The following is a 13516-nucleotide window of genomic DNA, read 5'->3' on the forward strand; positions in this document are numbered from 1 at the left end:
CTATGAATAAATCAGATGAAAACTGCCTGCGGAATAAGAAATCCTGCTTGCAATAAACCCTTAGCACGTTAAGTTATTAAAGCTTTGCATCTGATTCTATTCCCGGAGACCGGCATGACCGACTGTGTAATTCCTGAAATTAAAGCCACCGAAGATGAAATGATTGCGATCCGTCATTATTTACATGCCCATCCGGAATTAAGCCTGGAAGAGTTTAATACCAGCGAGCTGGTGGCCGGAAAACTGACCGAGTGGGGCTATACGGTGACCCGCGGGCTGGCGAAAACCGGGGTGGTCGGAACCTTAAGCAAAGGCGATTCTCCGCGCACAATCGGCCTGCGCGCCGACATGGACGCGCTGCCGATTTTCGAAGCGACCGATCTCCCGTGGGCCAGCACCGTTGCCGGGAAAATGCACGCCTGCGGCCACGATGGCCATACCACCATTCTGCTGGCGGCGGCGAAATATATCGCCTCGCCGGCCTGCCAGTTCAACGGCACGGTACACCTGATATTCCAGCCCGCGGAAGAAGCTATCGGCGGCGCGGATTTAATGATTAAAGACGGCCTGTTTGAACGTTTCCCCTGCGAGCGCATCTTCGGCCTGCACAATATGCCGGGCCTGCCGGTGGGGAAACTCGGCTTTTACGCCGGTAATTTTATGGCCTCGGCGGATACGGTCAAAATCACCATTACCGGTTACGGCGGCCACGGCGCGCACCCCGAGCGCACCGTCGACCCCATTGTGACCGGCGCGGCGCTGGTGATGAATCTGCAAAGTATCGTTGCCCGTAACGTACCGCCGGGCGCAACCGCGGTGGTGAGCGTCGGCACTTTCCAGGCGGGTATCGCTTCCAACGTCATCCCCGAGAACGTGGTGATGGAGCTAAGCGTGCGGGCGATGAAGCCGGAAATTCGCGACCTGCTGATTAAGCGGATCAAGGAGCTCGCTGATTTTACCGCCAAAAGCTACGGCGCCAGCAGCGAGGTTGAGGTTTTTGACTCCTATCCGGTGCTGACCAACAGCGACGAGGAGACCGAGTTCGCCAAAGCGCTGGCGCTGGAGGTATTTGGCGAGGAGGGCGTGCTGGAATCCATTTCGCCGATGAACGCCAGCGAAGATTTCGCTTTTATGCTCCAGAAACGCCCCGGCTGCTACTTCCTGCTGGGTAATGGGGAGAAAGGCGGGAAGGGCGGCTGTATGGTGCACAACCCCGGCTATGACTTTAATGATGACATTATTTCTACCGGCGCGACGCTGTTCGTCCGGTTAGTTGAAACACACTGCCGTTGATCTCTGGAGTCCGTAAATAATGAAAAAATCTCTTCTGCTGTGGGTCGCGCTGATGGCCTCAACTTCAGCCCTGGCCGTAGAAAATAAGGAAATTCGCTTTGGCGTCGATCCCACCTTTGCGCCGTTTGAATGGAAAGATCCGCAGGGTAAGCTGGCGGGTTTTGATATTGACCTCGGCAACGCGATTTGCGCCCAGCTGCAGGCCAAGTGCGTGTGGGTGGAAAGCAACTTCGACGGCATTATCCCGGCGCTGAAGGCGCGTAAGTTCGACGCGATCCTCTCCGGCATGTATATGACCGAGAAGCGCAAAGAGCAGATCGGCTTTAGCGACAAGCTCTACAACGGTCCGGTGTTCCTCGTGGCGCGTAAAAATACCCTGGCCGGGAATACCGTCGAACAGCTGAAGGGCAAAACCATCGGCGTGGAACAGGGCTCGGCGCAGGAGACTTACGTCAACCAGCACTGGCGCACGGCGGGGATCAATATCGTCGCCTATCAGGGGGCGGATCGCGTGGTTCAGGATCTGGAGTCCGGGCGTATTGATGGCGCGGTGCTGTCCGGGATGATGGCCGACTACAGCTTCCTGCAGCAGCCGCAGGGTAAAGATTTTGCCTTCGTTGGCGGCCATCTGAAGGACGACAAGCTGTTCGGCGCCGGCGCGGCGATTGGCCTGCGCAAAGAGGACGATGCCCTGCGTCAGGAGATTAACGGCGCGATTGCCCGCATTCTCGCCGACGGCACTTATAAAAAGTTAGCCGGGAAATATTTTAGCTTTGACGTCTATTCCGGGACATAATGTTGTTATGCATTCAGCGGGCACGGCTAGCCCGCTTCAAGCTTCCTTTTCTTACTATCCCGTAATTGTCCTTTCCTGGCCCTCACGGCGTTCCGAAGGATACTGAATATAAGCGATAAGGAGTGAACGGCATGATCACACGTCCCTTGGGCAAAACCGGATTTTCCATCGCCCCGCTGGTGTTTGGCGGCAACGTTTTTGGCTGGACCATCGATGAAAAAACCAGTTTTGCCATTCTTGATGCGTTTATAGACCACGGCTTTGATGCTATCGACACGGCGGATGTTTACTCCCGCTGGGCGGAGGGTAATCAGGGCGGCGAGTCTGAAACCATTATCGGCCGCTGGCTACAGGCGCGGCCCGGCATGCGCGATAAGGTGAAGATCTTCACCAAAGTGGGGGCCGATTTAGGCCTTCCCGGGCATAAAGGGTTGAAAAAAGCGTGGATCCAGCAGGCGGTTGAGGATTCGCTCCGGCGCCTGAACACCGATTATATCGACCTCTATTTTGCCCACTGGCCGGACCCGGAAACGCCGGTTGCGGAAACCCTCGAGGCGTTTCACGCCCTGCAGCAGGCGGGGAAAATCCGCGCTATGGGCGCCTCCAACCTTGACGCCGGCCAGCTTTCGAGCTCGCTGGAAGTGTCGCGCAAAAGCGGTCTGCCGGCCTGGCAGGTGCTGCAGCCGGAATACAATCTTTATCATCGCTCGGCTTTTGAGGGCGCGCTCGGCGACCTGTGCATCAGCCGCGATATCGGCGTGGTGACCTACTACAGCCTGGCGTCCGGCTTCCTGACCGGCAAATACCGCCAGCAGTCCGATCTGGCGCAAAGCCAGCGCGGGGGCGGCATTGGCAAATATCTCAATCCGCGCGGGCTGCGCATCGTCGATACGCTGGTTGAGGTGGCGGAGCAAAACGACGCCAAACCCGCCGAAGTCGCGCTAGCCTGGCTGATGAGCCGCGAAGGCGTAACGGCGCCTATCGCCAGCGCCACCAGCATCGCTCAGGTGGAGAGCTTCGCCCGCGCCGCCGCACTGACCCTGAGCGCCGACCAGCTGGCGCGTCTGGACAGCGCCAGCGCGTAAAACTGTATGCCGGAGCCTGTCAGGTTCCGGCGCTTTTCCATCAGCGTTTTGTATTCCTTTTCTTTTCTCTTTTAGTCACTTCCCCGGCTCTGAATACTTTTCAGCGAAAAATGAAACGTTTTTTCATGCGCTAAAAGCCCTTCTTGATTACGTTAAGATAATGCGTATAGTTCTCATTCTTATTTTGTTTTTATGTTTTCGGTGATTGCCTGCCTCAGCGGATGCTCACGGGGAAACTGCGAAAGCGGGATAGGGCTCGCTCACGCAAGATCGAAAAGAGAACATCGGCGGCGAAGTAAATGTTAATTTATTGATTTTATTAATAATTAATCTTTTTTTATTTTTTCTTACCTATGGGACTCATTATGCGTACCTATCACTCTTCTGTTTTCCCGCTACGCAAAACGCTGCTGGCGTTAACCATCGGCGCAATCACCCATTCAGCCGCGGCGGCGGAAAGCAAGAAAAGCGAAGAAACCATGGTCGTCCAGGCAACGCCCGCCAGCGATTTTAAAGCCGGCGGCGATCTGGTGGTGCCTGCCTATCACGACGGACAGGTGGCGAACGGCGGGCGTCTCGGGATGCTCGGCGAGCAAAACGCCATGGACGTTCCGTTTAGCATCATCGGTTATACCTCGAAGCTGATTCAGGACCAGCAGGCGAAAACCATCACCGACGTGGTGAGCAACGATGCCGGGGTTCAGCCGGTGCAGGGCTACGGTAACTATGCCGAGACCTACCGCATTCGCGGCCTCAAGTTTGACGGCGACGATATGACCCTGAGCGGGCTGGCCGGGGTGGTGCCGCGTCAGGTGGTGGATACCGCCATGCTTGAGCGGGTCGAAATTTTTAAAGGCGCCAACGCCCTGCTCAACGGCGCCGCCAGCTCCGGCGTCGGCGGGATGATTAACCTCGAACCTAAGCGCGCGGAGGATATCCCTACCGCCAACGTTGGCGTCGACTATACCTCGGATTCGCAGGTCGGCGGCTCGCTGGATTTAGGCCGTCGCTTTGGCGACGATAACCAGTTCGGCGCGCGGGTGAACCTGGTGCATCGCGAAGGCGAGGCGGCGGTCGACAATGACAAGCGCAGAACCACTCTGGCTTCGATTGGCCTCGATTATCGCGGTGAGCGCTTACGCAGCTCTTTTGACTTTGGCTATCAGAAGAAAACCTTCCACGGCGGCCCGATGGGGATCAATATTTCGGCCGTGGATTTTATCCCGCGCCTGCCGGATAACACCCATAACTACACGCAAAAATGGGCTTACAGCGATATCGAAAATGAGTTCGGTATGCTGAGAATGGAATACGACATTATTGATAAATGGACCGCCTACGCCTCGTTAGGGGCGCAGCATGCCCATGAGATTGGCCTGTATAGCGCCTCGAAGCTGATTGACCGGGCGGGCAACGCCACGGCGGGGCGCCTCGATACCAACCGCTATATTGATACCGCCAGCGGCATGGCGGGCCTTCGCGGCGAGTTCGCCACCGGTTTTGTATCGCACAGGGTCAACGTCGGCTATTCGGCGAAAACTCAAAACGACAAAACCGCATGGCGGATGTCGAAGGCGGCGGATAATCCGCTGGTGAACATCTACGATACCCGGCAGGTCGCGCCTCCGGCCAACGCTTCATTCGGCGGCGACTATGACGATCCGCTGACCAGCGGCCGCACCCGTTCCCAGGGCTGGCTGCTAAGCGACACCCTTGGCGTGCTCGACGATACGCTGCTGTTTACCGCTGGCGCGCGCCATCAAAAGGTAGTGGTGCGCAATTACAACAAAACCACCGGCCTGCAAACCGATGACGCATTTGATGACAGCCGCTGGATGCCCACTTACGGCGTGGTTTATAAGCCGTGGAAAGTGATTTCTTTATACGCCAACCATACCGAAGCGCTACAGCCGGGCAGCAATGCGCCAACCTCCGCTAAAAACTATGGTGAAAGCGTTGGGATCATTCACTCAAAACAGAACGAAGTCGGGGTGAAGGCCGATTTCGGTACAATTGGCGGCTCGCTGTCGCTGTTTGAAATTAAAATGCCGTCAGCGGTCCTCGACAGCAACGGCTATTACGGGCTTAACGGCGAGCAGCGTAACCGCGGCGTCGAATTTAATATCTTCGGCGAACCGCTGTATGGCCTGCGCCTTAACGCCAGCGCTACCTGGCTGGATGCCGAACTGTCGAAAACCGCGAAGGGTTTGAACGATGGTAAGAAAGCGATCGGCGTGCCGGGGTTCTACACGGTGCTTGGCGCAGAGTATGACATCAAGCCCATCGACGGTCTGACCGCCACCGCGCGCCTCAACCACTCGGGTTCGCAGTATGCCGATCAGGCGAACAGCAAGAAGATTGATAGCTATACCACCCTCGATCTCGGCGTGCGCTATCGACTGGCGCTTAACGAGAATCAAAACCAGATGACGGTACGCGCGGGCGTCGATAACGTAACGGATGAGAACTACTGGTCCGGCGCGGATGACAGCGGAACCTATCTGTTCCGCGGCGAACCGCGGACGTTCAAGGTATCGGTAGGTTACGCGTTCTGAGCCAAAATGCAGAGGCGGGCAGGGCCGATCGTCCCTTGTGATAAATCAATGAACGTATGAAGCCTGCGCATCTGCCGCTTGAAGTATGGCGAGTATAAGTGTTAAAAGGTGCCCCTTCATATAAATACACAGGGGATCGACGTGAAAGACGCGTCAACGTCGTCGGAGACCATAGAGGAAAGCGGCCCGACGCTGCACCGCGGTTTACAGAACCGACATATCCAACTTATCGCCCTTGGCGGCGCCATCGGTACCGGCCTGTTTCTCGGCATCGGGCCAGCGATTCAAATGGCGGGACCGGCGGTCCTGCTCGGCTATGCCGTCGCCGGCATCGTCGCCTTTTTGATCATGCGCCAGCTTGGCGAAATGGTCGTTGAAGAGCCGGTTTCTGGCTCCTTTGCCCACTTTGCCTATAAATACTGGGGCCCGTTTGCCGGTTTTCTTTCCGGCTGGAACTACTGGGTAATGTTCGTGCTGGTGGGGATGGCGGAGCTGACCGCCGCCGGCATCTATATGCAGTACTGGCTGCCGGACGTGCCGACGTGGATCTGGGCCGCCGCTTTCTTCCTCATTATCAACGCCGTGAACCTCGTAAACGTTCGCCTTTACGGCGAAGCGGAGTTCTGGTTCGCGCTGATTAAGGTGCTGGCGATTATCGGCATGATTGGCTTTGGCCTGTGGATGCTGTTCGGCGGCCACGGCGGCAGTAAAGCGGGAATCGATAACCTGTGGAAACACGGCGGTTTCTTCGCCACCGGCTGGCACGGCCTGATTATGTCGCTGGCGGTCATTATGTTCTCCTTCGGCGGACTGGAGCTTATTGGCATTACTGCCGCAGAAGCGCAGAACCCGGAAAAGAGCATCCCGAAAGCGGTTAACCAAGTGGTATACCGTATTCTGTTGTTTTATATCGGTTCGCTGGTGGTTCTGCTGGCGCTCTATCCGTGGGTGGAAATCCAATCCGACAGCAGCCCGTTCGTAATGATCTTCCATAATCTTGACAGCAACGTGGTGGCTTCTGCGCTGAACTTTGTGATTCTGGTGGCTTCATTGTCGGTTTATAACAGCGGCGTGTACTCCAACAGCCGGATGCTGTTTGGACTGTCGGTGCAGGGCAACGCGCCGAAGTTTCTCGCCCGCGTCAGCAAGCGCGGCGTGCCGGTCAACTCCCTGCTGCTTTCCGGGATTATTACCTCCCTGGTGGTGGTGCTTAACTATCTGCTGCCGCAGAAAGCCCTCGGCCTGCTGATGGCGCTGGTGGTGGCGACGCTGCTGCTGAACTGGATCATGATCTGCCTGGCGCACCTGAAATTCCGCGCCGCCCAACGGCGCAAGGGGCGCGAGCCGAAGTTTAAAGCTCTGCTGTCGCCCGCCAGTAACTATATCTGTATCGCCTTTCTGGCGCTGATCCTGGTGCTGATGTGCACCATCGACGGGATGCGTCTGTCGGCGATTCTGCTGCCGGTGTGGATCCTGTTCCTGTTTGCGGCCTTTAAAACCCTGCGCCGGACGGCGTAGCGCGCGATCGCCCCGCCGTCCGGCGGGGTATCTTCCACTTTTATTGTGATCTTCTTCGCGCTTAGCGTATTTTGCTCGCGATCTTCTTTTTGTAATCGATTACTTTTTATTTGAGCGTATTTGTAATCGATTACTTTTTTGAGGGCGGTCGAAATGGTCACAACAACCGAAGGTCGTGAAAGTCCCCGCGTAGCCCACCGTTTTCTGGTGCCGCGGCTGTCGTTAATGATGTTTATGCAGTTCTTTATCTGGGGTAGCTGGTCGGTGACGCTGGGGCTGGTGATGACCCGCTATGAGATGTCGCTGCTGATCGGCGATGCTTTCTCCGCCGGGCCGATTGCGTCTATTCTCTCGCCGTTTGTGCTGGGCATGCTGGTCGATCGTTTTTTCGCTTCGCAGAAGGTGATGGCGGTGATGCATCTGGCCGGCGCGGTGATTCTATGGTTTGTCCCGCAGGCGCTGGTGGCGCAAAACGGCGCGCTGCTGATTGGCCTGCTGTTCGGCTATACCCTGTGCTATATGCCGACGCTGGCGCTGACCAATAACATCGCTTTCCATAGCCTGGCGAACGTCGATAAAACCTTCCCGGTGGTGCGCGTCTTCGGCACCATCGGCTGGATCATCGCCGGTATCTTTATCGGCGTGACGGGGATTTCCGATACCACAGGAATTTTCTCTGTTGCGGCGCTCTGTTCGGTGGCGCTGGCCGTTTATAGCCTGACGCTGCCGCACACGCCGGCCCCGGCGAAAGGGACCCCGGTTCAGTTTCGCGACCTGCTGTGCGCCGACGCCTTCGCGCTGCTGAAAACGCGTCACTTCCTGATTTTCTCCCTCTGCGCGACGCTGATTTCGATTCCGCTGGGGACCTACTACGCCTACACCGCGTCTTATCTTGCGGATGCCGGTATCGCGGACGTCAGCACCGCAATGTCTTTCGGTCAGATGTCAGAAATCTTCTTTATGCTGGTGATCCCGCTGCTGTTCCGCCGTCTCGGGGTGAAATACATGCTGCTGATCGGCATGGCGGCGTGGTTTGTACGCTATGCCTTCTTTGCGCTGGGCGTCAGCGAAGAGGGACGGTTCCTGCTTTATCTCGGCATCCTGCTGCACGGCGTCTGCTACGACTTTTTCTTTGTTGTCGGCTTTATCTATACCGATCGCGTGGCCGGTGAAAAGGTGAAGGGCCAGGCGCAGAGCATGATTGTGATGTTCACCTACGGTATCGGCATGCTGTTGGGATCGCAGATTTCCGGCGCGCTGTATAACCACCTGGTGGCAGGCCAGAGCGTACCGCAGGCGTGGGTCGCCTTCTGGTGGATCCCGGCGGTGGCCGCAGCGGTCATCGCCCTGATTTTCCTTTTCTCTTTCCAGTACAACGAGAAAGAGTCGCGTTAATTTTTCAGGAGGTGGTATGAAAACAATCAAGGGGCCGGGCATTTTTCTGGCGCAGTTTATCGGTTCGCAGGCGCCGTTTAATACCCTGGAGGGCCTGGCGCAGTGGGCTGCCGGTTTGGGCTATCAGGCATTGCAGATCCCCTGCAACCATCCGGCGATTTTCGATGTTGAACGCGCCGCCGCCAGCCAGACCTACTGCGATGAGATGAGCGGCAAGCTGGCGGAGCATGGCCTGGCGATCGGCGAGCTGTCCACCCATCTTGAGGGTCAACTGGTGGCCGTTCACCCGGCTTATGATACGGCCTTTGACGCCTTTGCGCCCGCCGCGCTGCGCGGTAACCCGCAGGCGCGCCAGCAGTGGGCGGTAGAGAAAGTGCGCCAGGCGGCGGTGGCCTCTGCGCGTCTGGGGCTGAAAGCGCATGCCACCTTTTCCGGGGCGCTGGCGTGGCCTTATTTTTATCCGTGGCCGCCGCATAATCAGCCGCTTCTCGATGAGGCCTTTGATGAGCTGGCCCGGCGATGGCGGCCGCTGCTGGACGTTTTCGACGAACAGGGCGTGGATCTCTGCTACGAAATCCATCCCGGCGAAGATCTGCATGATGGCGTCACCTTTGAGCGTTTTCTGCAGCGCCTCGATAACCACCCGCGCTGCAACATACTCTATGATCCCAGCCACCTTCATCTTCAGCAGATGGATTACCTGGCCTTTATCGATATCTACCACGCGCGAATCAAAGCGTTTCACGTCAAAGACGCCGAATTCCGCCGCGACGGGCGCAGCGGGGTCTACGGCGGCTATCAGAACTGGCCGCAGCGGGCGGGGCGCTTTCGTTCGCTGGGCGACGGGCAGATCGATTTCAAAACGATTTTCAGCAAGCTCACCGAGTATGATTTTGACGGCTGGGCGGTGCTGGAGTGGGAGTGCTGCCTGAAGGACGCGGAGGTTGGCGCGCGCGAAGGCAGCGAGTTTATCCGCCGCCATATCATCCCGGTCTCCGGGCGGGCGTTTGATGATTTCGCCGCGGGCAAGGAGGGGAGAGAATGATCCAGGTCGGCATTATTGGTTCCGGGTTTATCGGGCCGGCGCACCTGGAGGCGCTGCGCCGGGTGGGGGATATCGAGGTGGTGGCGCTGTGCGACGGTAGCCTCGAGATGGCGCAGCAGAAGGCGCGTCAGCTCAACGTGGCGCACGCCTACGGCAGCGTCGAGGCGCTGCTGGCCCACCCCGGATTGCAGGTGGTGCATAACTGTACGCCGAACCACCTGCACGCGCGGATTAACCGCCAGATCCTCTCCGCCGGTCTGCACGTTTTTTCAGAAAAACCGCTCTGCATGACCGCGGAAGAAGCGCGTGAGCTGGTGGCGCTGGCGGAGGATGCCGGCGTGGTCCACGGGGTTAGCTTTGTCTATCGCCAGTTCGCCATGGTGCAGCAGGCGGCGGCGATGGTGCGCAACGGCGACGTCGGGAGGCTGTTTGCGGCGCATGGCAGCTATTTGCAGGACTGGATGCTGCTGGAAACCGACTATAACTGGCGGGTTGATTCAGCGCAGGGCGGCGCCTCGCGGGCGGTGGCCGACATTGGCTCCCACTGGTGCGATACGGTGCAGTTTATGACCGGTCGCCGCATTGTCGAGGTGATGGCGGATCTCTCTATCGTCTGGCCGACGCGTAAGGCGCCCGTCGCCGGGGATGCGACCTTTAGCCAGCATCGCGATAATGGCGCGTATGAGGCGCGGCCCGTCGACACCGAAGATTTGGGGTCGGTACTGTTCCGTTTTGATGACGGCAGTAAGGGCTGTTTTACCGTTTCGCAGGTCAGCGCCGGGAGAAAAAATGGCCTGACGGTAGAGATCAACGGCAGTAACTGTTCGCTGGCATGGGAGCAGGAGGTGCCGCAGCGGCTGTGGGTAGGTCATCGCCAGCAGCCAAACCAGCTGCTGAGCGACGATCCGAGCCTGATGCTCGGCGAGGCCGCCGCCAGCGCCCATTTCCCCGGCGGGCATAACGAAGGCTGGCCCGATGCGTTTAAAAATATGATGCTGAGCTTTTATCAGGCGGTGCGCGCCGGTGAGATGCCGCCGGCGTCGTCGCGGCGTTTCGCCTCGTTCTATGAGGGGGCGGACGTGATGTACATCGTTGATGCGATAGTGAAAAGCCATCAGCAGCAGCGCTGGGTGCAGGTGGAAAGATAAGCAGAAGGCGCGGTGCGCATTTCGCGCACCCGCTGTGTTATTTCACGCCAAAATAGCCGTCGAGATAGGTCCCGGCCAGTTCATTACCAAACAGCACGGCGTCTTTATTTTCCATCTCGTTGTCCCATTTATCGCTGGCGTTACCGTTGAACGCGTGCTGGGTTTTTGTGCCCTGCGCCACCTGCTGCCTGATGGCGTCGGCAGTACGGCGGGCGTCGCTTTCGCTCATCCCCGATTTTCTGTCCTGCTGGCCGCGGGCATAGATTTCAGTAAAGTTCGGCAGATTTAAGCGGTAGTTTTCCTGACGGTTAGTGGCGAAGTTACCGCCGACGAAATCGCTGCGGTGTGAAATAAAGTAGTAAGCGTGGCGTTCCGGTGAAGATTTTGAGGAGGTACAGCCGGAAAGGGCGGCGAGCGAACAGCCGAGCGCGATAAGCGCTATTTTGAGTTTCATTGATATCATCATCCATAATTATTAGAACAGGTATACCGATCATTCGGCGACAGAACAAAACGGTTAATTATAGATGTACGGTAGCACCTGAAGACCCATGAATCCAAGGGTCTTCAGGCAGCATTTTTTAGATCTGCGCCAGCCCGCCATCAACGTAGATTTCGGCGGCGTTAATAAAGCTCGCGTCGTCTGACGCCAGAAAAGCGACGGTTTTAGCGACCTCCTCGGGCTCGCCAATGCGGCCCAGCGGGACGTCGGCGGCCAGCATATCGAAGAGCCCCTGACGCTGCTCTTCTGCGACAAGTCCTCCCAGGCCGGGCGTACGGACGGGTCCCGGGCTGACCACATTCACGCGGATACCGCGATCCTTGAGATCCAGCGCCCATGAGCGTGCCAGATTACGCACGGCGGCCTTACTGGCGCTGTACACGCTGAAGTTCGCGGTGCCTTTCACCGCCGCGGTCGAGCCGGTAAGGATGATGGAAGCCCCCAGGGTCAACAGCGGCAAGGACTTCTGGACGGTGAACAGCACGCCGCGCACGTTGGTAGCGAAAATGCGATCGAAGTGCTCTTCCGTTATGGCGCCCAGCGGCATCATATCGCCGCCGCCCGCATTGGCAAAAAGCACATCCAGTCGCCCTGATTCGCTGGCAATGGTCGAAAACACCCTATCGAGGTCGCTTAATATCGAGGCATCGGCGCGGATCCCGCTGGCGGCGGGACCGATTAACGCGACCGCCGCATCAAGCTCTTCCTGACGGCGACCGGTGATATAGACCGTCGCTCCCTGCAAGGCCAGCTCCCGGGCTGATGCCAGGCCGATGCCCGAGGTGCCGCCGGTGACTAACGCGATTTTTGCCGAAAGTTTTTTACTCATGATGCACTTCCTTAACTAAAGTATGAATATGCCAATTGAGTCATCCACTTACCGTGACCACCTGGCGACTGAGTACGGGAGTCACTCTACCGTCAGCCACGGATGCAAAAAACGGAGTAATGTGAAAAACACTCTTCACGCCGGTGAATAATCAGCGACTGCTATCAGGAACAGCGAATAATGGATCGGTTTTCAGCCCTTAAAGTTTTTACGCGCGTTGTTGAAGCCAACAGCTTTACTCGGGCCGCAGACTCCCTGAATATGCCCAATGCCAGCCTTAGTAAAGCGATTCAACAGCTTGAATCGCATCTGGGCGTGTGCTTGCTACAGCGCACGACCCGGCGCATTACCGTCACGCCGGAAGGGCGCGAGTACTATGAAAAAGCGGTGCGGATTCTGAAAGAGCTGGATGAGGTGGATGCCTCATTTCGCGCTTCCCGCAATAAGCCAAAGGGCCATCTGCGCGTCGCGGTAGGCGGATCCACCGCTCGCGATGTGCTGATCCCGCTGTTGGCTGATTTTATGGCGACTTATCCGGATATCCGCATCGATCTGGCGGTCGCTGACAGCCCATCTGACCTTATCAGCGGCAATATTGACTGCGCGATCAGAGGCGGGCCGCTGGACGACTCGACGCTGATCGCGCGCAAAATCGGCGAAGCGACGATCGTGACCTGCGCCACGCCGGGCTATTTCAGGCTTTATGGTGTTCCCGCGTATCCCGATGAGCTGAAGAACGGACATCGGCTGGTCAGCTATTTATCTCCCGCCAGCGGAAGAGCCTTCCCGTTCCGCTTTCTGGCTAACGGCATCGCGCAAGAGATTAAAACGGAACATCACCTTGGCATAAATGAGAGCAACGCGCATATTGCGGCTGCGGAGGCTGGGCTGGGTATTGTGCAGACCTTCTCATATTCGCTGAGAAATGCGCTGGCGAACGGATTACTGGTGGAAATATTGAACAAATGGCGTCCGGCTCCTTATCCCTTTCACGTGGTTTATGCGCAGAATCGCCATGTCACTTCCCGGCTGTGCGTATTTATCGACTGGCTGGCGGAGACATTCCCGGCGGCGGTGAATGGGTCATTGCCCACAAGAAGCAAAGAATGATGATAGCCTGCGAATTTTATGTATTGCGTGATGATAAATTTAGTCACAAAAAAATATTATGCTCGCTTCGACTAAGGAAATCAGGTCAGATATGTTTTGATATATAGAATATGATATAGTTAAATTATAGGAGATTCTATTAAAATATTTAATAAGATCTGTTAACGTTATTTCCCCTAAGGTATGGAAGTATAAATTAGTCTTTTGTTTTCTATGCTTATAGTAAATATAATAGCAGCA

Annotated in this window: 11 protein-coding genes; 9 read left to right on the top strand and 2 right to left on the bottom strand. The window is 56.9% G+C overall.

Translation table 11 applies throughout. The annotated features are described in order from the left end of the window. The first annotated feature begins 114 nt into the window (after window positions 1-114). The 8 genes from BWI76_RS07340 (at window position 115) to BWI76_RS07375 (ending at window position 10835) form a co-directional block, all read left to right on the top strand. Window positions 115-1293, top strand: coding sequence for a M20 aminoacylase family protein (locus BWI76_RS07340; protein WP_004135304.1), 1179 nt, complete (start codon window positions 115-117; stop codon window positions 1291-1293). A 19-nt stretch (window positions 1294-1312) separates the two neighbouring features. Then, a complete protein-coding gene (locus BWI76_RS07345) occupies window positions 1313-2089 on the top strand; it encodes an ABC transporter substrate-binding protein (RefSeq protein ID WP_004135306.1) in 777 nt (258 codons plus the stop codon). 131 nt (window positions 2090-2220) lie between these two features. Continuing rightward, window positions 2221-3174, top strand: a complete 954-nt coding sequence (locus tag BWI76_RS07350; protein WP_064371464.1) for an aldo/keto reductase — start codon at window positions 2221-2223, stop codon at window positions 3172-3174. A 353-nt stretch (window positions 3175-3527) separates the two neighbouring features. Next, the gene (locus BWI76_RS07355) at window positions 3528-5729 is read left to right on the top strand and encodes a TonB-dependent receptor (protein WP_406565771.1); all 2202 of its coding nucleotides are present in this window, start codon (window positions 3528-3530) and stop codon (window positions 5727-5729) included. A gap of 141 nt (window positions 5730-5870) precedes the next feature. Next, window positions 5871-7247 (top strand): phenylalanine transporter, encoded by a 1377-nt coding sequence (pheP, locus tag BWI76_RS07360; protein WP_064371462.1) that lies wholly within the window; start codon window positions 5871-5873, stop codon window positions 7245-7247. A 153-nt stretch (window positions 7248-7400) separates the two neighbouring features. After that, entirely contained in the window at window positions 7401-8642 is a 1242-nt protein-coding gene (locus BWI76_RS07365; protein WP_004135314.1) for an MFS transporter, read from the top strand. Window positions 8643-8658: 16 nt separating this feature from the next. Continuing rightward, window positions 8659-9687 carry a sugar phosphate isomerase/epimerase family protein gene (locus BWI76_RS07370; RefSeq protein WP_004135316.1) on the top strand — a complete coding sequence of 343 codons (1029 nt, stop codon included), beginning with the start codon at window positions 8659-8661 and terminating at the stop codon, window positions 9685-9687. Beyond that, entirely contained in the window at window positions 9684-10835 is a 1152-nt protein-coding gene (locus tag BWI76_RS07375) for a Gfo/Idh/MocA family protein (RefSeq protein ID WP_024358886.1), read from the top strand. The genes BWI76_RS07370 and BWI76_RS07375 overlap by 4 nt, the downstream gene beginning before the upstream one ends. 37 nt (window positions 10836-10872) lie before the next feature. Here BWI76_RS07375 and BWI76_RS07380 read toward each other — a convergent pair whose 3' ends face one another. Both BWI76_RS07380 and BWI76_RS07385 read right to left on the bottom strand, forming a co-directional pair. Continuing rightward, entirely contained in the window at window positions 10873-11289 is a 417-nt protein-coding gene (locus BWI76_RS07380) for an Exc2 family lipoprotein (protein ID WP_004135319.1), read from the bottom strand. 127 nt (window positions 11290-11416) lie between these two features. Further along, window positions 11417-12166: an SDR family NAD(P)-dependent oxidoreductase gene (locus BWI76_RS07385; protein WP_004135321.1), complete on the bottom strand. Its 750-nt coding sequence runs from the start codon at window positions 12164-12166 to the stop codon at window positions 11417-11419. Window positions 12167-12346: 180 nt separating this feature from the next. On the opposite strand from BWI76_RS07385, the gene BWI76_RS07390 reads away from it, so the two are divergent. Continuing rightward, window positions 12347-13276 carry a LysR family transcriptional regulator gene (locus BWI76_RS07390; RefSeq protein ID WP_004135323.1) on the top strand — a complete coding sequence of 310 codons (930 nt, stop codon included), beginning with the start codon at window positions 12347-12349 and terminating at the stop codon, window positions 13274-13276. The last annotated feature ends 240 nt before the right edge of the window (window positions 13277-13516 follow it).

The sequence above is a fragment of the Klebsiella sp. M5al genome, assembly GCF_002090195.1.
Lineage (GTDB): Bacteria > Pseudomonadota > Gammaproteobacteria > Enterobacterales > Enterobacteriaceae > Klebsiella > Klebsiella grimontii.

Excerpts from the sequence above, each read along its gene's own strand:
- BWI76_RS07340 (WP_004135304.1), top strand. The coding sequence starts at position 115 with ATGACCGACTGTGTAATTCCTGAAATTAAAGCCACCGAAGATGAAATG.
- BWI76_RS07345 (WP_004135306.1), top strand. The coding sequence starts at position 1,313 with ATGAAAAAATCTCTTCTGCTGTGGGTCGCGCTGATGGCCTCAACTTCA.
- BWI76_RS07350 (WP_064371464.1), top strand. The coding sequence starts at position 2,221 with ATGATCACACGTCCCTTGGGCAAAACCGGATTTTCCATCGCCCCGCTG.
- BWI76_RS07355 (WP_406565771.1), top strand. The coding sequence starts at position 3,528 with ATGGGACTCATTATGCGTACCTATCACTCTTCTGTTTTCCCGCTACGC.
- BWI76_RS07365 (WP_004135314.1), top strand. The coding sequence starts at position 7,401 with ATGGTCACAACAACCGAAGGTCGTGAAAGTCCCCGCGTAGCCCACCGT.
- BWI76_RS07370 (WP_004135316.1), top strand. The coding sequence starts at position 8,659 with ATGAAAACAATCAAGGGGCCGGGCATTTTTCTGGCGCAGTTTATCGGT.
- BWI76_RS07375 (WP_024358886.1), top strand. The coding sequence starts at position 9,684 with ATGATCCAGGTCGGCATTATTGGTTCCGGGTTTATCGGGCCGGCGCAC.
- BWI76_RS07380 (WP_004135319.1), bottom strand. The coding sequence starts at position 11,289 with ATGAAACTCAAAATAGCGCTTATCGCGCTCGGCTGTTCGCTCGCCGCC.
- BWI76_RS07385 (WP_004135321.1), bottom strand. The coding sequence starts at position 12,166 with ATGAGTAAAAAACTTTCGGCAAAAATCGCGTTAGTCACCGGCGGCACC.
- BWI76_RS07390 (WP_004135323.1), top strand. The coding sequence starts at position 12,347 with ATGGATCGGTTTTCAGCCCTTAAAGTTTTTACGCGCGTTGTTGAAGCC.